This window comes from Kitasatospora sp. MAP12-44, assembly GCF_029892095.1.
In the GTDB taxonomy this organism is placed as follows: Bacteria; Actinomycetota; Actinomycetes; order Streptomycetales; family Streptomycetaceae; genus Kitasatospora.
The window spans coordinates 1,085,077-1,107,601 of record NZ_JARZAE010000004.1; the positions used below are offsets into that span (position 1 = coordinate 1,085,077).

Here is a 22,525-nt window from a genome sequence, read left to right on the forward strand (position 1 = left end):
CCCTGCTCCCCTACGCTGACCGCATGTCAGCCACGCCAGCCGCATCGACCGGCGACCTCCAGCGCATCGCGGCGTTCCGCGCGTCATTCGCCCGGCGGCAGGCGGCCGAGACGGTCGAGGTCCCGGGCGGCGTGCTGGTACTTGACCCGGCGTACGAGGCGTCGCACGAGCACAACCAGGTGGTCATCACGTCCATGCCGTCGCCGGCCGGCCTGCGCGAGCTCCCCGCGCTCGCCGATGCCGGCCTCGGCCACCTGCGACACCGCCGGATCTCGGTCCTCGACGACGCCGTGGCCACCGCCTGCGCACCCGCCCTCACGGCGGCGGGTTACGAGCACGACGTGGAGCTGGTGATGACGGGTCCTGCGCTCACGCATCCCACCGTGCCGCCAGTCGCGCACCCAGCCGTGCACCCGGCGGCCGCGCACCCCGTCAGCCTCGCCGAGCTGCGGCCCGCCGTCCTCGGCCAGTTGCGCCGCTGGATGCCGCAGGCCCCCGACGCCGTACTCCGACAGCTCGCCGATCGCCGGGCGGCTCGGCTGCACGGCGCGGACCAGGTCCGCTTCCTCGCCGTCCGCGATGAGGAGGGCGTCATCGCCAGCTGGGCCGACCTCTACCTCGACCCGGAGGACGGGATCGGCCAGCTCGAAGAGGTCGTCACCAGCGACACCCACACCCGCCGCGGCTACGCGGACGCACTGCTCACCGCCGCCCGCCGGGACATCGCCGACCACGGCCTGCTCTTCCTGGTCGCCGACGCCGACGACTGGCCCCGCCACTGGTACGCCCGTCGCGGCTTCACCGCCATCGGCCGCTCCCATGTCTTCACCAGGACGACGAACTCGCCGACCGCGCCGGAACTTCCCGCCCGCGCGCCGTCACTGGTCGAGCTCGACCTGACGCACGAGGCGACCGCGCTCGCGGTGCACCGGGTCGGGCGGCGCGCGTACGCCGTCGAGGCAGAGCTGATCGGCTTCGACGACATCCCCGCCCTGCGCGAGAGCCTGCCGGAACTGCGCTCCGGCGCAGGGCGGTTGCGCTGGCTCGGCGCGAGGACGCCGGAAGGCCGGCTGGTCGCCTTCGTCGCCTGGCAGCAGCTCGCGGGCGAGCGGGCCGGCGACATCGACATCGACCGGGTCTGCGTCGATCCCGACTGGTTCCGCCGCGGCCTGGCCTCCCGCCTGCTGCGCCACCTGCTGACCGAACTGGCCCCCGACGGCGACGCCCTGGTCAGCACCGGCGCCGACAACCTCCCGGCCGTAACGCTCTACAAAGGTCTGGGCTTCTCCCCCACCGCTGTCGTGGAACCCGTCCCCGGCCTGCGGCTGGCCCGGTTCCGCCTCACCCGGGCCGACCGTTGACGGCCGGGCCGGTGGAACGTCTCGCACTCTTCGATCTGGACAACACGCTCGCCGACCGCAGCGCCGCGTTCGCCCGCTGGGCAACGGAGTTCGCCTCCCGGCACGGGCTCGACCCCGGCGCGGTGTGCTGGCTGACCGCACTCGACGCGGACGGCCTGCGGCCCAAGGGCGAGTTCTTCACCGCCGTACGGGCCCGCTTCGGCCTGGCCGCCTCCGTCGAGGTGTTGTGGGCGCAGTACCGGCGCCGGCACGCGGAGTTGATGCGCTGCGAGCCGGCGGTCCTGGCGGCGCTGGCGCGGCTGCGGGCGGCGCGCTGGCGGGTCGGCGTGGTGACCAACGGGAACCACGAGATGCAGCTCGGCGCCCTGCGGCACACCGGGCTGCCCCCGCTGCTGGACGGCTGGTGCATCTCGCAGGCCGAGGGCCTGCGCAAGCCCGACCCGCGGATCTTCGCCCTGGCGGCCGAGCGCTGCGGCTTCGGCGCCGGTCGGCCGCCGCGCGCCGGGTGGATGGTCGGGGACAGCATCACCGCGGATGTGGGTGGGGGCCGGGCAGCGGGCCTGCGGACCGTCTGGATCCGCCGCGACCGCCCGTGGCCCGCCACCGAGGCTCCCCCTGACCACACGGTCGACCAGGTCACCGAGGCCGTCGCCCTCCTGCTCCGGGAGTCCGGCTCGCCCTCTTGAGGACCTGCTCAGCCGCGCCGCAGCACGCAGTCGCCGCACAGCGCCCCGGCGCCGCCGGGTGCGGCGCGGTAGATGAGGCAGCAGCTGCGGCGGCGGAACGGGCCGCCGTCGCCCACCCCCGTGCAGGTGTCGCGCAGTTGCGGCTGCGCCAGCACGAGCCCGGCCAGCAGGCGGGCCCGACCGGCCAGCTGCGGGCGGGAGTTGGCGAGGGCGACCGCAGCCCCGTGCACGGCGGAGGCCACGTTGCCCCATAGGATCTGCGGGGACGGGCAGAGCGGCAGGGTGGCCTCCACCATGGCACGGCACGGGCCGTCGAGCAGCTCGACGCCCAGCGCGGCCGCGAGTTCGGCCGGGTCGGCCACCGGGACCAGGGTGCGACGCGGCAGCGAGAGCGGGAACATGCCCCCGGGGACCGGCTGCCACCTGGCCTCCCGCAGGTCGAGCGGCAGCACCGCGCCGTAGCGGGTGGCCACCGCCAGAGCTGGCGAGGCCAGTCGGGCGGTCAGCCCCAGGTGCATCACCGAAGCGGCCACCCGCAGTTCCACGCTCTCGACCGGCCGCCCGCCCGCGAGATGACCGCGCACGTCGGCGGCCCGCCCCGCCAACACGGCCGGGTCGTCGACCAGTTCGGCCATCTCCCGCCAGGGCGCCCGGGCGGGCCCGTCGCCCTCGTGCACCTCGAAGGCGAAGAACGGCCCGAGCGCCGCGATCTCGTTCACTCCACTCACCATGCCGCGATCTTCGCAGGCTCCCCGCCGCGACGGACTGGTCCGGCTATGAGCCCGTGATGACCGGCCGCGTCGCCTCCTCGTACCAGGTCTCGATGGCGGCGAGCACCTCCTTGCCGGCCTTCCACGGGAGGGGCTGCCCACTCATGTACTTCTTGAAGTCCATGGAGAAGGTGTTGGTCGACTTGCCCTTGTAGGTGGCGGCAAATTCATTGAGCAGCTTCACCACTCGGGCATTGAGTTCCCTGTTGATGGTTTCGACGGCCCTGGCGGGGGCGGCAGCCTTGGCTGCGGCAGCCTCCCTGGCCGCCTTGGCAGCCTTGGCCGCCTCGGCCTTGACGGCGGCCTCGGCCTTGAGACTCTCCGGCGTGTCGGGCCCGAGTCCGAACTTCCGGTCCCGGTAGACGACCTTCTGATGGCTCTTGCTCGGAATCGAGACGGCCAAGTCGTTCATCTCGGTCCAGCCGTAGTCAATGGACACGCCTCCCCGCTCGCTTTTGGAAACCGTCCCAACGGACTTACCAGTGAAGTAGCTCACGTAAATCCGAATATTGGTGTACTCCCGCGCGAACTCCCCCACGACATGCTTGCAGCTGTCACACGTCCCGCGGTTGGACATGAGCCCCAGCGCGCCGGACACGGGGCTGCCCGCCCGGTACTTCTGGCTGTCCATGAACCCACGCAACCTGTGGACGAGATGCGGCTCGGCGTCATTCACCTGGTAGCTCTTGCCGTCAACCTTCCAGACGGCCGCGTCCTTGTACGCCCTGCCCTCCGCATACCTCCTGCCCTCCGGGATGTACCTCTCATCCGAGGCATCATTTTTGTCCCCGTTGTTATGACGGCCGGATTTCCACTCCTTCCCGTCGTCCAGCTTCAGAAAGGCAGCAGCATAGGTCTTCGTCGGATCCGTGCCCCCCGCAACGATGGGGACCAACGAATTCAACATGACCTCGACCTCGGGTGGCCCTTCCTTGACCGGCTCCTCCTTGGCTTGCTCGACCTTGACCGGCTCGACCTTGGCCGGCTCCTGCTCCTTGGGGAGCGGTTCGGAGGTGGCAGGCGTGGTCGACGTGATTTCCTCGCCTGCCTTGCGCGTCCGATTCTTGTTCGCGCCGAAGACCGGGGCTTCCGACCCCAGCAGCTCGCGGTCGATCCGGCCGGGCAGCGAGTTGCCGTTGCGGTCCGTGGTCGCCGCCCAGACCCGGGTGTCCTCGGTGAGGTCGCGCGGGAGTTCACCCAGGCCGAGTTCGGCGACCTCGTGGGTGCTCGCGTCGGCCCAGCGCAGGATGCCGTCCTCGCCGTGGATCAGGGCCAGCACGTGGCCCTCTTCGCCCGGGCGGGCGAGCAGGACGGTGGCGAAGGTGCCAGGGCCGGACTCGCGCACCCGGTCGACCAGTTCCTCGATGGCCTGCCGGCCCTCACCGTGGGCGAGCGGCAGGCCGTGGCTCTTGAGCAGGGTCCACGCGGCGCGCTCCTCCGCGACGGCCCGCAGCGGACGGGCGGACACGCGCGTCGTGCCGTAGTGGGTCGAGCGCAGGGCCTCGGTGGCTTCCAGGCAGTGGTGCAGGCTGCCGCCGTCCGCACTCTCGGTGTACGGGTTGATCCGCTCCAGCAGTTCGCTGGTGACGAGGTGGAACTTCGTCGTACCGAGTGTCGCGATGTGCGCGTCCAGAGCCGGCTGGTGCTCGGGCGCGGGCTTCAGACCGCGGTCGGCCAGCACCCCATCGGTCCGCTCGTAGGCGGGAGTGCGCTGCCGCTTGGTCGGCCTGCCCGACAGGATGTCCACGATCTTGTCGGACTCGGACCTGGACTCGGACCTGTACTCGGGTTCGGGTTCGGGTTCGGCCTGGTACGGGCGCGTCGGGCCCGTCGGGCTCAAGCCCATCTCGACATCGCCGTCCGCGTCCAACGTCGGCTCAGGCTCCGGGGAGTCGACGTCCATCATGTCGTCGCCGCCGTCCTTCGCCGGTTCGGGTGTGGGGACGTAGTCGACGATCACGCCGCCCTCGACCGTGACGTCCATCCGCAGCCCGGCGAACTCGCCACTCACGACGACCGGGCCCGGACCACTGACCACGGTCCCGGCGGCGACGGCCTGCTGGACGACCTCGACCGCGGCGAACTGCAACTCCTCCGGCCTCCAGTGCGCCGGGAAGCCGGCCGTGGAGCTGGTGCGCGGTGCGCTCGGGTCGAGCAGCGCGGCCACGCGCGCCCTCTGGTCCGCCATCCCGGTGGTCACCGGCTCCGCGGAGGCACCGGAGGCCGTGGGGTCGGGCTCGCGCAGCGTCGTCGGCCCGTCCAACGGGTGGGCGGCGTCCAGGGCGTGGCGCAGCGCGGTCGCTGCCGTCGCGGACGAGTCGCCGGTCGTGGGCAGCCAGGCTCCCCGGCCGGCCGGCTCGGGCAACCGCCCGGCGAGCAGCGCGAGATCGCCTGCGACGGGGTGCACACCGAGGACGCGGTTGAGCAGGGCGGCCTGGAGCTCCACGTCGGACGGTGCCACCGGCGGGACATCGAGCGACTGGTGCGCCTGCGCGGCGGTGGGCACCACGGCGACCGCCACCCGCACCAGCGGCTGTCCGTCCACCCGTGCCAGGGAGTTGTAGTACTGGTCGACGGTGTCCTGCATCCGTCGGGCCACGGCGTCGACCATGTGCGGAAGGGTGCCGGGCGCCGCGGGCAGGTGCACCCGCGCCGTCAGGACGATCCCCCGGTCCCCACTCGGGAAGAGCACGTGCTCGGCGGCCAGCGTGATGCCGCGCGCCGGGTCGACGGCCAGCTCCACGCTCGCCGTCCGACCGACCGGCTGCTGCGCCGCCCGGGTCGGCCAGCTCGCGTGCGGCGGCTCGGGCTGGGCGAGGGTGGGCCGGTAGACCGCGTGCTGGCCGTCGCGGACCAGGCCCTCGATCCGCACGCCCCCGCTCTCGCCCACCCAGCGGTGGTTGTCCGGGTCCGCCGAGCTGATCGTCCCCCGGGCCACCGCCGAGGCGTGCGCATCCGCCACCCGGTGCAGCACCTCGTCCGAGCTCCACGCCTGCGGGAACATCGTGTGGTCGGTGCCGTCCTCGTGCAGGCGCCAGCGGCTCGGGAGGACGCGCATCGGGTCGTCGGGCCGCAACTGCGGTTCCAGGAAGTGCACGGTGGCCCGGTAGGTGCCGTTGGCGTGCGGCTGGCCCTGCGGCTGGATCCGCAGCCCGTGGAAGTGCTCGATCCGCTGGCTGGGTGCGTGGTAGACGCCGGTGCGGGTGCGGCGGTCGCCGTAGCGGGCGACGTCCTCCACCCGGCGGCCGAACTGCGGCCGGCCGGCGAGCGCGCGGGTGTCCCTCGGCAGGTAGCGCGGGGCCGGCAACTCCGCGCCGGACGCGTCGAGTTGGTTGTCAGCGGGGCGGAAGCCGGTGAACCGGCCGAGCCGCAGCTCGCCCTCGATCCGGACGCCCGCGTACTCGCCGACCCAGTGGTGGACGCCCACCTGACCGGGAGCCGGCACCACCGCGCCCTGGCGCAGGGCGTGTTGGTACGCCTGCTCGGCGGCGTAGACGGCGTCGTCCGCCGACCAGTGCTCGGGGAACATCATCCGGCCGGGCCGAGCGGGCTCGGCGGGCGGCTGAGCAGGGCGGCCGGGCTGGCGGCTGGGCTGGTGGATGGGCTGGTGGATGGCCAGGTCCAGCGCCTCCTGGCTCCGCGGTGCGCGCGGGGGCGGCGGCACCGGCCGGCTGGTGCCGGGCGCGCCGTCGTCGGCCCGGTAGGTGCCGTTCGCGTGGACCGTGCCGATCAGGCGCGGGCGCGGCCGGTCGGCCAGCCGGGTCGGCGGCAGGTGGCCGCCGGCGCCGTCATCGCGACGCTCGGCACCGTAGAGCACCTCGCGCCGGGTCTCCAGCGAGAAGTGCGCGCGGGACGGGAGCCGATCCCGGCGGGACATCAGGTCGTCGGCGGTGGTGAACACCGTGCCGCCCTCGGACCTGCGGGTGGCGCTGCCCAGAGCGGCGTCGACGCTCGCCCCGAGCTGGCGCAGCTGGCGCGGCGGGATCCACTGCCGCCCGATCCAGTCCCGGTACGCCGGCGCGGCGTTCTCGTCCATCGACGGGCGCCCCCGGGTGTCCTCGGTGAACGCACCCATCAGGCCGCCGTCGTCATAGACCACCCGTCCCCGGAACTCGGCCTCCCGGTACTCGTCGTGGAAGCCGAGCAGGTGCCCCATCTCGTGGGCCAGCACGACCTCGCTCAGATCAAGCCCCCAGTGCACGGACTCGGGGCGGGGGACGGTGGCCTGAAGGCTGACCTCGTGGTGGGTGATCGCGCCACCCGCGACGGGGGCCGCCACCGGCGCGCCGGGTTCGACGAACTCCACCTCCACCCGGAGCAGATCGCCGTTGGGAAGCCGGGCGCCGGTGTTGTAGTAGGTGTCCAGCCCGCGCTGGGCCCGCTGCTGGAGCGCGGCGGTCTCCTGCGTCCTGGCAGCGGTGATCTGGTCCGCCGTCAGCGGGCTCCCCGAGGCGTCGTTCTGGACGAGGCGGATCCGCAGCACCAGCCGGGTCTCGGTCTCACCGTCCGGCCGCTCGAAGCGCTGCACGTCGAACATCCGCCGGAAGAACGGGGCCCGGTTGGCCCCCGCTGCGCGGGTCGCGTCCGTGACCGGCGCGACGTGGACGCGCTCGGAGAGCGGCCGGACGGGACCGGCCGTCTGCGCGGGCGCGGCGGACGGTGCGGTGGACGGCGCTGCGGGCGCAGCACGGGTGGGCGGGGGCGCGTAGGCGGGTTGGGTCGGTGCGTGGGCCGCGTCCTGCTGGTGGTCGTAGCGGGGGCGGCTCGACCGGTCCTGATCGTCCGCCATCTCCTCGTCGGAGTCCTCGCGCCCGCGCTTCTCCATGGCCGATTCGGGGGACGGCTGCTCCCGGTCGAGGAGGTCGTAGTGGTTGCGGTGGTACCGCACACGGACCTCCGCCAGACCGTTCAGGTCACCGGACGCCAGCCGGTCGAGCGGCAGGAAGTGCTGGGACGCCACCCCCGGCCGGTCAGGCTGCTCGACGACAAGGCTGATGCCCAAGGCCGAGGCCATGATCGGCATCACCAGGTCACCGGAGTCGGCGGCCCACTCACCGGGCGTCCGGATCGTCCTGGCCAGCTCCTGGAACGCGGCATCCGCCCTTCCCACGGGAACCGTCGGCGCCAGCCACTGCGTGACCTCCACGCGGCGCGCCTCCATCCAATCGGCCACATGGGCACGGAGCTCGGCGGCACGGGCCGGCGAGGGCACAGTGCCATCCCGCGACAGCAGAACGGAGTTGTAGAGGCAGTCACCGTCCGCCGCGATGAAAGGCATCACCTGACGCTGCCCACGGCCCGGCAGGTCGACGACCACCGGCCCTCCCCGCATCGTGGCGGCGAGCCGTGCCGCCACGTCACCGGCCGCCCAGACCTCGCTCTCCCCGACCACACCCTCCGCCACCCGGCGGCGCCAACTCGTGCCCGCTCCGAGCAGGTCGAGCAGGACCGGCAGCTGAACCCCCGCCCGCGACACCTCCTCGGTGACCTGGTCGAGATTCGCCAGCGACCAGCTCAGCAACTCCTGACGCACCGCCCTCATCTCCAGACGGCGCGCCCGCGTCTCGCTGAGCGCGGCCCGGTACTCCAGGCCACGCGCGTCCGCCTCCTGACCCGCCGCGCGAAGCCCGGCCGCCCCGGCGCGACCCGCCTCGGCGTTCTGGTAGAGCGCCCCGGCATCCGCATACAACGCGGCGGTGTCATGCTCCATCGCCCTGCGCTCAAGGTCGAGACCCTTCCTCCTGGCCTTGTCCGCCTCGGCGTGCTCCTTCTTCGCCTGCTTCTCCAGCGCTTCTGCCTGGATCTTCTCCGGCGACTTCTCCTTGCCCTTGCCCTTCGGCTCGGCAGCGACCTTGGCGAGCAGGGGCTCCGCTTCGTCGCGCAGCCGGAGCGCCGACTCGTTGCGCCGCTGATACTCCGCACGGGGTCCCTGGCCGGACTCGAACCTGAGTGCCGCACGCCTCCTGCGGTTCTCCTGAGCGAGCTCCCGGAACTGCGCACGGCGCTCCTGCGGAGTACCACCCGACACGGCTTCGTTGGGGAAGGTCCCCTCCCGGCGCACGCGCTCCAGCAGGACACGGTAGAAGTCGTGGAGCCCGTACGAGCGCTCCGGGCCGGACACGGTACCGCCCAGTCGCTGAACGGCGGACCGCTGCTGCTCCCGGACCTCCTCGGCCAGGCGCGGCGGCTGAAAGAGCAGGTACTCGAAACTGCGGCCCAGCTCGATCCTCGGCACGGACCGGGTCAATCCCTGCCCGACCAACGCCCGCTGCTCGGGCGGAACGCCGGCCGTGACGTCGCTGAACTCCCCGCCCAGCCGAGCCGAGATACCGGCCGCGAGCTGCTGGTGCGGGCGGCCGCCGATCCCGTCCGCCAACTCCCGCGGCAGGGCGTTCGCGGCATCCTGGGTGTGGCCGAGCCGGCGGTTCTCGGTCTGCTGGTAGTCCCAGAAGTCCCCGGGGTAGTAGGTCTCGCGGTAATCGGTGGTCCTGGTACCGCGCAGGGCCCCCCTGGAGTTGTTCCCCTCGTCGGCGCTGAAGAGACGGTTCTTCACGGTCGTCAACGCACGGTGGTCCTGCAGCAGGCTCGTCCGTCCCCCCTCGTCCTGGCGGATCAGATCGACTCCGAGGCGGGAGAGGTCGGTGAGCACCACCGCGTCCCGGTAGTCCACCAAGAAGGCTTGACCGCGGTGCCGCATCCGGTTGTTCTCCGTCTCCGTCCGTACGTGCTCGACGAGTTCGTCCCGTCCACGGGTCAGTGCCAGGTCTTCGTCGTGCCACTCCCGGTCCGTGAGGACCTCCACGTGCTCCGGCAGGGCCAACAGGTCGGACTCGTAGGACTGGCCCGACTCCCACGCGTTGAGACGGTTCAGCGAGCGGCCGAGCCCTTCGTACTCGGCCTGGCCCAGGCCGAACCTGAGCGCGGCCGTGCCGTTCTCCTTGTCCTTGTACTTGTAGTCCGGGTCGTCGTACGACAGCAGGACGGCAGCACCATCGACGATCAGGTTGGGCTCAGGGGCATACGGCAGCTGCGGATGCTGACGGGCCTGGCCCACCCGCGCGAGCATGTCGTCCTCCACCAACCGCTGCAGGTGGTCGATGAACCTCTGCGCCCTTGCCGGATCGTCCAGTTCCGCCAGCAGAGCCGTCTCGGACGGCAGGAGGCGCGCCCTGATGTCCCGGATCAGCAGCGCACGCTCCTCGACGTCCTCCCGGCCGGGCACCCGGTAGCCACCCGCCATCATCAACGGCCGTATGACCACGCCCTGCGGGTCGTCCGGACGGGGGTCGAGCTGCCGCTCGAAGTACTCGAAGATGTGCAGGTCGCCCGGGACGCGCCGACTGCCCGCGTCGTAGTCCTGGATGGCGACATACGGGTGGTAGTCGGCGGACAGGCCGGCGATCGCCTCCCGGTTCACATCGTGCCGCAGGATCTCGTTGCGCATGGTCCCGAAGGGGAAGTCCCCGGTGAAGGGGGTCTGCGCGACCAGCTCCACCCGGGGCCAGTGAGCGGGTCGGTTGCTGTCCAGCTGAGCCTGGGCCTGAGCTATCGACGCCGTGATCTGCGCCGTGGCAGCGGCCTCGAGTGCCTTCTTCACCGCAGCTGTCAGCCTCACCTTCTTGCCGTCGGCGCCCTCCGGCACGTCGTACTTGGCGTTGAGGCCGACCACGATGACGATCCGCTCCCGCCAGCTCGGGGGAAGCCCCTCGATCAGGCTCTCCACAACGGCGGGGAACTGGTCCAGCTGGGTGTGCGGGGCCATCGTGTGGATCACGAAAGCCAGCGGGCGAGGGGTCTCGTTGCTCCGCTCGACGTAGTCGACGTAGTCCCGCTCCCCCAGGCGCGGCGCCAACGGCTGCGGGAGGTCGAGCCCGCCCATGAGAGTGGTCAGGCCAGTTGTGAGCGGCGCGGGCCTGTAGCCCGCCGGGCCCGTGTTCCGGTTCGGATTCAGCGGCGCCTGAGCGCCAGGGTGGGTCAGCGGCTCATCCGGCGGCAGGACATCGACGCCCGCATCCGGGTGCTCCGGCGCCGTCAACGGATGGTCGCGCAGCAGCGTGCCGTCATCGCTGACCCGCTCGATCACCTCAAGCTGCTGATCGGTCAACACGAGGGAAGGCAACTGCTCGACGCTCGCCATCAAGCCATCGGACGCCTGCCCGACTCCCCCCTCCGACCTTGACGCCCACGGGTACTCGTCGTGCAGGCCCGCATAGTGCAGCAGTTCGTGCAGCAACTCCGCGTCACTGTGCTCCACATCGAAGTGGAACTGGTCGGCCCGCTTCGGTGCGGCGGTACGACCGCCGCCGTCCGGGCCGGTGAGCTCGATCGCCCGAGCGTGACCGGGAGCCGGCGTGAACCCCGCCTCGAAATGCACCTGGTCACCCGAGCGCGGCAGAAGCAGCCCGGCGTTCAAGTGCTCGTCGAGCAACGAGCTCACCCGCTCCTGGAACTCGCCCAGCCGCTCGGGCGACATCCCGTCACCCAGCCGCACCGGCAGCTCGAAGGAGATCAGACGCACCCAGCGACCGTCATCCGCCTGGATCCGACGGACCGTGTTGCTGACCACCACACTGCGCCCGGCCAGCAGCCCGGGCTGCCAGGCAGACGCCTCGGACGACGGCCGGAAGCCGCTCTCGGTATCGCGCCGCGCTCCCAGTGCGCCGGCGCGGCGGGACTGCCATTGGTCCGGAGTGATGGGGGGCAGGGTGGGCTGCTCCTGATCCGCGACGTCGGTGGTGTCGGTGGTGTCGGTGGTGTCGGTGGTGTCGGTGGTGTTGGTGGTGTTGGTGGTGTCGGTGGTGTCGGTGGTGTCGGTGGTGTCGGTGGTGTCGGTGGTGTCGGTGGTGTCGGTGGTGTCGGTGGTGTCGGTGGTCTGGGTGACCTCGACGACCTCGGTGGTGTCGGGCGTCCGCTCGGCCAGCAGTGCCTCCAGGTCACCGGTGCCGGGGATCGCGGTCGCATCGAGGTCAACGGTGTTCCGGTCCGTGTCCGTGTCCGTGTCCGCGCCGGTCGTGCGCTCCGCGTCCGCGTGCTCGTGGGATCGCGGATCCGCCATCAACTGCTGCTGATCCGAACCGGGTTCACGCCGGATTCGAGGGCTCGGCAGGGGATCGGGGTCGGGGCCACGGTCGGCACGGTCGGCACGGGGGATCGGCTGGACCGCGGGCTCCGGCAGCCGGGGCGCCGGGGTCTCGTCTACGGGTACCGGCAGGTCGAGCAGCTCGTCGGCGTTCTCCGGGACCCGGTTCCCGGCGTCGTCCGGCAGCAGGTCGGGGGTGGACAGCGCGTTCTCGGTGATCCGGTTCAGACGCTCGGCGTCCTCCGGGCGCGCCAGCGGCTGGCCCCACTCCTCGCGCAGCTCACTCGTCCGCTCGTCCAGCGTCTGGCGCGCGGTCAGGCGCTGCCGCACCTGCTCGATCCGGCCGTTGGTCTCGGCGATGGCTCCCCAGTCGTCGCCTGCCAGGTGCTCGGCGAGCTTCTCGTGCAGCGCGTCAAGCTCCTGTCGGTCGGCCCGCAGCTGCTCCTGCCGGTCCGCCTCCCGCTGCTGCTCGTGTGCGGCGAGCAGGTCGTGGGCGCGCCGGCTCTCGGCGGGTGTGGTGGCGTCGAGGGCGGCGCGGCGCAGCTCGGTGGCCCGCGGGTCGTCCGGCCGGTCGGCCAGGGCGTCGAGGCGCCGGCGCAGCTCCGCGTCCCGGTCCGCGCCGGGGTCCGGGGCATTGGCCGATCCGGGCCCGAGCCGGTCGAGGCGGCGCTGGAGCCGCTGCTGCTCACGGTAGTCGTCCAACTCGTCCAGCACGGCGCGGGATTCCGCTTCGGTCCGGGCCTGGTCGATGCGCTGGTGCAGTTCGGTGGCGCGCGGGTCGTCGGGCTGGTCGGCCAGGGTGTCGAGGCGCAGGCGCAGCTCCGCGTCCGGGTCCGGGGCGGCCTGCGGGTCGTCGTTCTTCAGCCGGTCGAGCTGTCGCTCGAAGGCGCGGAACTCCAGGTGATCGGCCAACTGCTGCTGAAGATAGGTCTTTTCCTCAGGGTCGTCGGTGCTGAGCAGACGGCGTCGGAGCTCGGCCTCCTCGCTGTCGGGGCCGTCGGTCGAGCTGAGCGCGGCCAGGCGCCTCTGCAGTTCCTCGTCCGTGACGGGCGGCGTCGCGGGTTCGTTCTTGAGACGGTCGAACTGCCTTTCCAGCTCGCGGAGTTCCTGGTGCTGGGCCAATTCCTGCCGGAGGGCGGCCTGCTGGTCGGGGTCGTCGCTGGAGAGCAGGCGGCGGCGCAGCACGGCCTCCTCGCTGTCGGGGCCGTCGGTCGAGCTGAGCGCGACCTGGCGCTCGCGCAGCTCGCCCTCCTCCCGCAGCTTCGCCAACTGCTCGCTCAGCCGGGTCCGTTCGGCGGGGTCGTCGGTGGTGGTGAGGCGTCGGCGCAGCTCCTCGACCCGCGGGTCGAACGGTCGCGGTGCGTCCTCGCCGGTGAGGGCCCGCGCCGGCAGGTGCTCCTCGACGTAGGCCGTGTACTCCCGCAGGTGGCTGTCCAACACCTCGGGATCGGCGCCGCGCCGGGCCTGCTCGACCGCGTCCACGCGCTGCTGCCACTGGGAGCGGTCGGCGCCCAGCTCGCCGAGGCGGTCGAATCCGCCGTCCGCGTGGGAGCGGAAGCCGTCGTAGCGCTGATCGAGCAGCCGCTGCTCCACCGCCTGCCGGAACTCGCCCAGGTGCCGGGCGGCCGCCTGCCAGTCGTGCGCGTCGGTGGCCTCCCGGACGGCCCGGGCATGGGTCTGCCGCTCCTCGCGCGACATCCCCGCCTCGCGTGCCAGGCGGCGGAGTTCGCCGGCCCGGTGCTCGATCGGGTCGGCCGGCGAGTGCAGCGGGGTGTGCGGCGCGTCCGGGGCCAGGTCGATCGGGGAGTCGTGCGGCGGCAGCGCGGGAGCGTCGTCCAGCAGGCGCGTCAGCTCGGCCTCGCGGGCCGCCTCGTCCACGGCGCTCCGGGCGTCCGGGGCCGGGTCGATCGGGGAGTCGTGCGGCGGCGGCGCGGGAGCGTCGTCCAGCAGGCGCGTCAACTCGGCCTCGCGGGCCGCCTCGTCCGCGCCGGTCGGGGGACCGGAGAGCGTCTGCGTGATGACGTCCGCAGTCTCCGATGCGGCATGCTCGGGGAGCGGCGGCGTCGGCACGACAGGCGTGGTGTCGGCCGGCGTTTCGGCGGCCGGTGGCGGCGTCGGCTCCTCGTCCGGGTGGAAGAACGTGGTCCGGTTGGCCGGCACCTGCACAGCGGTGGTGTGCGACTCGGGGATGTCGATCTCGATCGGGATCACGGCCTTCTCGACCACGGGATCCCCGTCACCGTCCCGGATGGTCAGCGTGACCAGCGCATGGCCTTCGTAACGGGCCATCTTCGTACCGAACTTGGCATTCGACATGGTCCGGCCCGCGGTGCTGTCCGCCAGCCCGGTGCGCCCCTGGTGCTGCCCCCCGAGGCTGAGCTGGAACGTGCCCTCCGTCCCGGGCCCGACGTCCAGCTTGGCGCCCACCTGCAGCTGGCCGCCCGTCAGGCCGAAGTGCAGCTGGGTGTGCTGCCCGACGGTGGACGTCTCGTTGGCCGGGCTCAGCTCGGCAGCGCCGTCCGTGCCCTTGTACTCCAGGCCCACCACCCGCAGTTCGGCGTCGACGCTCGGTGTGGAGGTCAGCAGGCGGCGCCCGGACGACGGCGTGCCGATCGACACGCCGCGGGTCGCCGCCCCGAGGCGGCCGGAGAGCTGGCTGTGTCCCAGCTCATTGCCGTCGAACTCCAGCCCGTGCCGGGCCAGGAGGGCCTTGACGCCGGCGACGTCGCCGACCCAGCGCAGCACGTCGGTGTCCTGCAGCCCGTGGGTGAACACCTCGACGGGCGGCTTACGCACGTCGATCGGCTCGGTCGGCCGGTCGGCCAGCGGTGCGTCCCCCAGGCGGTCCTTGGTGACCGCCGTGAACTGCCCGGGCTTCTCCGTCTCGGCCTCGGCACTGTGCTCCACCAGCGTGTGGAAGCCGACCTTGACGACGCTGAGACCGCGCGAGGGGGTGCCGAGCAGCCGCGCCTCGCGCACCCTGGCCCCGAACCACCCGGCCGCGCCGTCGGCACCGCTCCCGGCCGGCCTAAGAATCCGCTCCTGGTCGCCCAGCGGCACCAGGGCCCGCCGCTCCATCCGGACCGTCAGGCTCGCCGTACCGGCGTACGTGGCGCCGAGCAGCTTGGACTTCGTGGACATGCCCGCGTTGACGCTGGTCGCCTTGACGTCGACCGTGTCGCTTCCCCAGGAGCGGGTGCCGCTGACGCCGCCCACCACGGCAGGCCCGATGCCGATCGGGTCGGAGGTGGCGAGCAGCGAGCCGGTGACGGTGTTCCCCGTGCCCCGGGTGGTGGATCCGTCCGTCTCGGCGAAGGAACGCTGCACGCTGGTACCGCTGTTGAACTCGCTCTTCGCGCTCTCACCGGTGTGCGTCAGGCTGGAGACGTGGGCCGAGATCCGCACCCGGCTGCGTCCGTGGGTCAGCACGATCTCGTGGCCCGCCATCATCGCCTTGAGCTGCGGTTGCAGCCGGTCGACCGCCAGCGCGGCGATGATCTTCTTCTCCATCCCGGACCAGTCCCCGCCCAGGGTCCCCCTCCCGACGGAGGAGAGCGAGGCCACGGTCTGCTCCAGCGACTCCTCGGCGCCCGGGCGCTGCCCGATCGGGAAGACGTCGGTGACGATGTCGGAGGAGCCCAGCCGGTAGGTCCGTTCGATCCGCTGCGGCACGGGCAGGTGCCTCGCCAGCGGCGCCGGCGCCCCCGTCGAGCGCAGGGGCGCCTCCCGCAGCGGGACGGCCACCACGGCCGCCTCCACGGACACCACGGGCTCCGCGTCGGCGAGCGAGCGGCCGAACTTCTTCAGGTTGTAGTGCACGGTGAAGTCGGCCGTGCCCTTGAACAGCGCGGCCGCCTCGACGCTCTTGCCCCGGCTGGCCGAGCCGCCGACGCTGTCGACCGTCAGGCCCTTGGAGCGGTCCCAGTTGCGGGTGTAGACGACGCCGATGTCGGCGTGCGAGATCTTGAACTTCCCGCCGCCGGTGGCGCTCCAGCGGGTCCGTACGTCCTGGGTGGTCCCCGCCGAGGCGCGCAGCTGGGTGCCCAGCTCGAACTCGAACTCCTTGACCGTCTCGACGTGTTCGAGATCGCGGAGCTTGGCGGTGACGCTCACCTCACCGTGCCAGCCGCCGACCGAGACGCGCTCGGAGATCGCCCCGCCCCGGGTGAGCTTGGAGAGCTGGGTCTTGAGCGCGACCGGGTCGAAGCGCTCCTGGAGGCGCCGCCCGAGGTCTTCGGGGAGTTCGGCGCCGCCGTTCTGGTCCCGCAGGCGGGCGGTGATCGCCTTCAGCACGCGGGTGTCGTGGCCACCGAGGCTGTGCACCACGTGCGAGGCGCCCAGCGCCCCGTTCGCCAGCCGCTCGGGGGCGTCGTGCAGCACGTCGGGCTGCTTGGGCGTGCGCGGCTGTCCGTGCACCGTCCCGTCGAAGACGCCGCTCCCGGTGTCGGGCACGGTGAGCTCGCCGGTCTCCCGCTTGTCGAGGCTGAGCTCGGCGTCGAGCGCCACCCGGGTGGGCTCCGGGAGCTCGTTGCCGTGGACGGTGAGCTTCAGGTCCAGCCGCACCCGCGCGTCGAAGACCGCCTGCGGGCTGAGGTACTTGCCGCTCGCGTAGACCTTGCCCGAGCTGCCGTCGCGGGTGCCGCTGCGATCGCGGACCTGGCGGCTGAGGGAGCCGGTGAGGTCGACCGAGTCCTTGAACGGGACACCGTTGACGAGCTGCCTGCCGATCGTGGCGTTGCCGCCGCCCTGCCCCTGGAGGGACGTGGTGTCCGACAGCAGGCGGCGGTCGGAGCTGAAGGTGCTGGTCTCACTGACGGAGTTGAGCTCGGCCTTGTCCTGCTCGCGCTTGAACTCCATCTCCACCACCCGGGCGGTGGCCGAGATCTTGATGCTCCTGCCCGGGCCCGCGGTCAGTGCGGGCGTCTCCAGCGGCAGGCCGCGGGTCATCGCGGTGAGGCGGGCGGCCACCTGGGCGTGGCTGAAGGTGGCCAGGACGTGGTCCCGGACCTGTCGCCAGCCGGCTGCGCCCAGCTGCTGCTCGCCGATGCCGTCCAGGGTGCGGTGCAGCTCCCTGACGTCCGGCAGGTCGCGGACCGTCACGGTGTCCGTGAGGCCGCCGCCGTCGTGCCCCGGTGCGGACCAGACGCTTGCGGGCGGGCTGGGGATCGTGCTGCCGACCGCGTACCTGCGCGGACGCGTCAGGGCGGGCGGGAGCTCCTCGCCGGGCCCGGGGACCCTGACCGCCTCGGCCTGCTCGACCAGCGTGCGGAAGCGCAGGTCGTAGTCGTGCTCCGGGCCCGGGTCGCTCCCCAGCGGCCCGCTCTTGTGGAACCCGATCCGCAGCACGGCGGTGCCGTCGAAGATCGCGCCCGGAGCCTTCACCTTGGTCGTGACCGTCGACTCGTGGCTGCTGCCGGTGATGTGCACCAGATCGCGCGAGCGCGAGGCTCCGCCGGCGCCCCCGGCGATGCCGGGCTTGCTGCCGGTGAAGTTGCCCGAGGGCAGCGGCAGCTTGACGGTGTCGCTGTCGGTCTGCTGGGCCGCCTTCGAACGGTAGCTCCCGGTACCGACGTTGAACTCGGTCGTCTCGGTGTTGCCGACATGCTCCAGGTCCCCGCGGACGGAGGCGGTGAGGTCGATCCAGGCGTGCCGCACCCCCAGGGCGTCGCTCACCTCGATCCTGGTCGCCTCGCCGGCCATCAGCCCCTTGAGGTCCTGCTGCAGCCCGGACACGCCCACCTCGGAGAGGATCGCCGCCTTGAGCTTGGGCCACAGGTCGCCGAAGTACTCCTTGCCGTCGTCCTCCATCCGGGCGACGATCTCGCCCATGCCGCGCGCGCTCGGGTCGCCCGAGCGGTGGTCGGTCCAGACGTCGGTGACGACGTCCGAGCCGCCCAGGCTCCCGCGGTCGAGCACCCGCTGCGGGGTGGTGAACCGCTGGGTGAGCTCCGGCGGCGCGCCCTCGGCGTCGAGGGTGTCGCGGGTCGGCACCGCGACCGTCGCGGTGAACTCCAGGTGCTCGTCGAAGCCCTTGCCCGCGGGCTCGAACTTCACGCCGTTGGAGGAGAGTTCGGAGAAGGTGGCGGTGAGCTTCAGCTTGGCCTCGAAGACCGAGGCGGGCTCGGCGGTCTTGGCGCGGGCGATGGTCCGGCCGGCGTCCACCCGGGTGTCGCCGCGCGTCCAGTCGTGCTGGTAGGAGAGCGCCTCGGTGAGGTCGCCGCCCGAGAACTTGAACTTCGCCTGGAAGCCCGCGTTGAGCTGCTTGCGGGTGTCCCCGGAGAAGCCGACGGCCGACTGCTGCTCGGAGCCGTTCTCGAACTCCATCTTCGGGTGTGAGCCCTGGAAGGTGAGCGAGTCGACGTCGACCCGCACCGCGACCTTCCCGGACCAGCCGTCGGCCGAGAACGGCACCTCCCAGAGTTCGCCGCGGGAGAGCGCGGAGATCTTCGGCCGCAGGGTGGCGGAGTCGAACAACTGGTCGGCGAGCGTGCGGGCGGCCCGGGCGTCGCCGTGCAGCACCGTGGTGAAGTGCTCGGTGAACGTCGCCTGCACCGCGCTGTGGTCGAGGTGCAGAGCGACCAGCAGGTCGGAGGCCGAGAGCCGCTTGTCCCCCGTGATCCGCACCGGCGCGCTCCGGACGTCCGCCGGGGCGATCTCCTCGGGGCGGCCGAACGGGCGTGGGAGGCGCGCGAGGTGCTCCCCGCTGCCGTCGTAGTGGTCACGGCCGTTGTGGAAGACCGTGACCGTGTCGCCGCCGGCCGGGCCGAAGACGTCGCGCGTCCTCGGCGAGCCCGGGTGGTCGTCGACGACCACCCGCAGCCGCAGCCCGAGCGCGTGCGCGAGCAGCGGCGGGAACGCCTCCCCCGCCGTCCCGTCCCAGGACTCCTGCCAGCTGCCGACCTTCTGCCGCAGGTCGGCGAACTCCCGCTCGTCGAACGGCCGGTCGCGCTGCACCCGGTCCCAGGCCTGGATGTCGACCAGCTGCTCGCGGTTCAGCCCGTCCAGGCCGATCGCGACGCCCCGCTCGCGCAGGTAGGCGAACTGACGGGCGGGGGAGAGCGACTGGTGCTCGCTGAAGTTCCAGCCGAGCTGCCCCTCGATCTCACCTCGAACCGCCGCCGGATCGATCGCGCCCTCGCCCCGGCCCTCGCCCTCGCCCTCGCCCTCGCCCTGGAGCCGCTCGGTCACCCGGGCCTGGACATACTGCTCCCGCAGGAGGTGCTCGGCCTCCTGCGGCGACTGGCTCCGCGCCCAGAGGTAGTCGATCGCCTCCTGCCGCTTGGCCCTGTTCGGGAACCCCCAGGCCGACTCCGCCTCGGCCTGCCGTCGGGCCTGCCCCTCGTCACCGGTCGCCTCGGCGTTCTCCCGCGTGCGCTCGTTCACGTATGCGTCGTGCAGCACGCGCGCCGGCACCAGCACGTGATGCGGGATCGCGTCCACCCCGCGCTCGGCGAGGTCGTCCCGCAGCTCCTCGGAGTTGAGCCGGTCCAGGCTCTCCCGCACCTGCGGCAAGGTGCTCTCGCGGTAGGCGAGCCCGACCTCGCGCGGCAGCGTGCGGTCGGTGGAGCCGGGGTCGGCCAGCGGCGCACGGTCCAGGTAGTCGAGCACGGCGTCACGCAGCGCGTGCGCGTCCGACACCCTGGGCGCCCGGCCGGCCGGTCCGAGCAACCGCTCGACGCCGCCCGGGGTACTGACAGCCACCGAGTTCAGCAGGCACAGGCCGTCCCCCTGGACGACGATCCGCCGCCCCGCCGGGCCGAACTCCCCTGGCTCCTCGGCCCCGAACTTCACGGCGCCCGGGATGTCGTCCAGCTGGGCGGCCTGGGTCTCGATCACCGGTTCGCTCTCGCGCGGGACATAGCCTTCCGGAGCCGGCTCGGAGCGCGGCAACGCGCCGCCGTCGACCACCAGATGGCCACTGTGCTCCTCCACCCGCACCTGGTCCGAGCCGTGCGCCACCGTCAACTGGAGCCAGTGGCCGCCCGGCGCGAACCTCGGCCTGCCGGACGCGTCGAAGCCGACCTTCGAACTGACCAGCAGCTCGCCCTGCCCCGCCCCGGCCGCCTGCCCGTCGGCCGCCTTCGGCAGGAAGTACAGGACGGTGTCCGGCGCGAACGCCTCGATGGTGGCGTCCGGCAGCAGCCTGCGCAGCTCGCGCACGGTCTGCGCCGCGAACGACTGCTCACCCCCGCGCCCGATGTTGCATGTGGCGAACTGCAGCGGCTTGCTGTCGTCCCAGCCGCCCTCCTTGCCGTACCTCCCGGCCAGCGCCCCCGCGAACTCGGCCGGCGTCACCGACCTGCCGTTCCACACCAGTTGCCCGTCGGCACGATCGGAGTGACCGGCCACGGTGAAGAACCGCTCGTCGACCGGGAAGCGCTCGACCGCCTGCGCGATCCGCGCCCGCTCCTCGGCGTTCGCCCCCGGGTCCTCCAGCCAGTGAACCCCGGAACCGCGCTGCACCGACAGTGCGACGACCAGCTCGGCGACCCGCTCCGGATCCGCCGGACCGGACCCGCCCGCGGGGCCCTCGTGGGCTGCCTCGGACCCGAAGGGCGCGGCTGCGCCGCGGTCGTGCGGGCCGTCCTGCGGGCGGTCGTGGCCGCCGGCCGCGGTGTCGGCGCCCGGCCCCCCGAGCGGGTCGCCCACATGGCTGCGCGGCGTCGGCGGCTCCTCGCGGGGAGCGGGGGCGTCCTTCGACTCGGCGCGCCGGGGCAACGGAGGGTCGGGGACGAGCGTGGACCGGTCCGTGCGCTCCTGGGTGGGACGAGGGGTCTGCTGCTCCCTCCCGCCGAACGTCGCGGCCTGCGTCGGCGTCGGCTCCTGCGCGGGGTCGACCTCCTCCCGCTGCGGCGTACCGGTGTAGCCGGTGCCAGTGGTCCGCACCGGGGTGAGGACCGGGAAGTCGAGCGACTCGTTCGGGTCGACGGGCGTGTAGGCGGGCGGCAGGTCCCGGTACGCGGGCGGCAGCTCGCCGGGCTCGTACGGGGGCGCCGGGTCGGATATCTCGTCCCCGGACGTTGCGGGGCCCGAGGACTGCGTCGTACGGGGCGTCGGCACGTCGATTCCCAGCTCCGCGCGGGCCCGGGGCCCAGGCGGCCGCGGGATCAGCAGCGAGGTGGGGTGGCCGGTGAAGTTCGCCAACAGCGCCAGCAGGACCCGCGGGTGGAGCGGACCGTAGTACTTGTCGTCACTGGTCTTCTCGGACTGCGCATCCCACTTCTTCACCTGGTCGGCGAACTTGATCCTCAGCGGCTCGACCGCCAGGTGGCCGCCGTGGCCGATGAACCCCATGATGACGCCCGCGTAGAAGGACCCGGCGCTGACCGTGAACCCGTCGCCGTCGAAGATCAGGCCGTTGAAGCCCGAGGTCAGGAAGTTGTGCAAGCCGCCCTTGAGGTAGCCGCCGATCCCCTCGCCGAGCTTGTAGAGGATCTGGAGGCCGTTCTGCACCCCGAGGTGCTCGGCGGTGGCCATCGCCTGCTCCGCCAGGGCCCTGATCGACAGCTCCTCCTCATGCGTCACGTCCCCGAGGACGCTGCGCAGCAGCTTGGTGATGGTCGCCTGGTCGACGGCGTAGCGCGCCGAGTCCTTGGCGAGCGTCCTGGCGAAGTCCTGCCCGGCCTGCCTCGCGACATCAGCGCCGACCAGGTCGCCCAGGTTCCGCTCGAAGGTTTCGCCCATCTCAGCGGTGAACTTGGCGACCTTCTTGCCCACACCGTCCGCCGCGCCCTCCAGCGCGCCCTTGGTGACCTCCTTGAAGCCGTCCTTGACAGCGCCGCCGATCAGGCCCTTCCCGAGGGACGTCGCCCCGCTCTTCGCCAGGTCCCCGAGGACGTTCTTCGTGAGGTTCTTCTCCATCCCCTCCAACCCGCGCCCCAGGCTCTTGAGGTCGTTCTGCAGCAGGTCGCCGATGCCCTTGCCCAGGAGCTTCCCGAAGAGCTTGCCGAACCCGAAGCCCAACAGCTCCAGCGGCCCGGCGAACAGGCCGTTGATCGCGCCGAACTCGACGGCCTGCAGCGTGGACTTCCAGTCCCAGCTGCTCTTGTGGCCGTCGGCGATCTGGATGGTCTGGATGATCACGTCGAGCAGCACGCCGCCCGTGATGCTCAGGAACTCGTGCAGGAGGAGCTGCCTGAGCAGCCAGTAGAAGACCCGCTTGATGATCTGGCTGACCAGCACCTCTTCGGCGAAGATCGTCGCGAGCGAGGCGCCGAAGGTGATCGGAATCGCCGCGATCGCCCAGGCGATCTCGACCGCGAGCTGCACCATTTGGGCGATCATCATCCACTTGGTGTACTCGACCTGGTTCGCCGTCTGGTGGGCATAGTCGCCCAGCTGCTTGGCCATCGTGGCGGCCGAGCCCAGGTAGTCGGTCCCGCCGCTCTCGCCGGTGAACCGCCGCATCTCCAGGACGAAGGCGTCGCGCGCCTGCCCGTCGAACTGGGTCAGGCAGACGTTCACCAGTTCGTCGATGTAGCCCTTGAGTACCGGGATGTCCGTGGCAATCGCCAGGTAGTCGTCACCTGCCGTGCGCAGCTTGTCCTCGTCGGCCTCGGGCCACGTCATGCCGGTCACCACCCCGAAGAGCTTGGCCAGTCCCTCGGGGAGCTCGATCGACATGGTGCT

Annotated in this window: 4 protein-coding genes; 2 read left to right on the forward strand and 2 right to left on the reverse strand. The window is 72.3% G+C overall.

Features of this window, described 5'->3' with window-relative positions; translation table 11 throughout:
* The first annotated feature begins 23 nt into the window (after window positions 1–23).
* Window positions 24–1,361, forward strand: coding sequence for a GNAT family N-acetyltransferase (locus P3T34_RS39860; protein ID WP_348534631.1), 1,338 nt, complete (start codon window positions 24–26; stop codon window positions 1,359–1,361).
* 11 nt (window positions 1,362–1,372) lie between these two features.
* Complete coding sequence (locus P3T34_RS05670) at window positions 1,373–2,047, forward strand: HAD family hydrolase (protein ID WP_280664880.1); 675 nt, start codon at window positions 1,373–1,375, stop codon at window positions 2,045–2,047.
* Window positions 2,048–2,055: 8 nt separating this feature from the next.
* Here the strand turns inward: P3T34_RS05670 and P3T34_RS05675 are convergent, their stop codons facing one another.
* Both P3T34_RS05675 and P3T34_RS05680 read right to left on the reverse strand, forming a co-directional pair.
* Window positions 2,056–2,778: a (2Fe-2S)-binding protein gene (locus P3T34_RS05675; protein WP_280664881.1), complete on the reverse strand. Its 723-nt coding sequence runs from the start codon at window positions 2,776–2,778 to the stop codon at window positions 2,056–2,058.
* A 43-nt stretch (window positions 2,779–2,821) separates the two neighbouring features.
* Window positions 2,822–22,519, reverse strand: coding sequence for an EndoU domain-containing protein (locus tag P3T34_RS05680; protein ID WP_280664882.1), 19,698 nt, complete (start codon window positions 22,517–22,519; stop codon window positions 2,822–2,824).
* Window positions 22,520–22,525 lie beyond the last annotated feature (6 nt).

Excerpts from the sequence above, each read along its gene's own strand:
- P3T34_RS39860 (WP_348534631.1), top strand. The coding sequence starts at position 24 with ATGTCAGCCACGCCAGCCGCATCGACCGGCGACCTCCAGCGCATCGCG.
- P3T34_RS05675 (WP_280664881.1), bottom strand. The coding sequence starts at position 2,778 with ATGGTGAGTGGAGTGAACGAGATCGCGGCGCTCGGGCCGTTCTTCGCC.
- P3T34_RS05680 (WP_280664882.1), bottom strand. The coding sequence starts at position 22,519 with ATGTCGATCGAGCTCCCCGAGGGACTGGCCAAGCTCTTCGGGGTGGTG.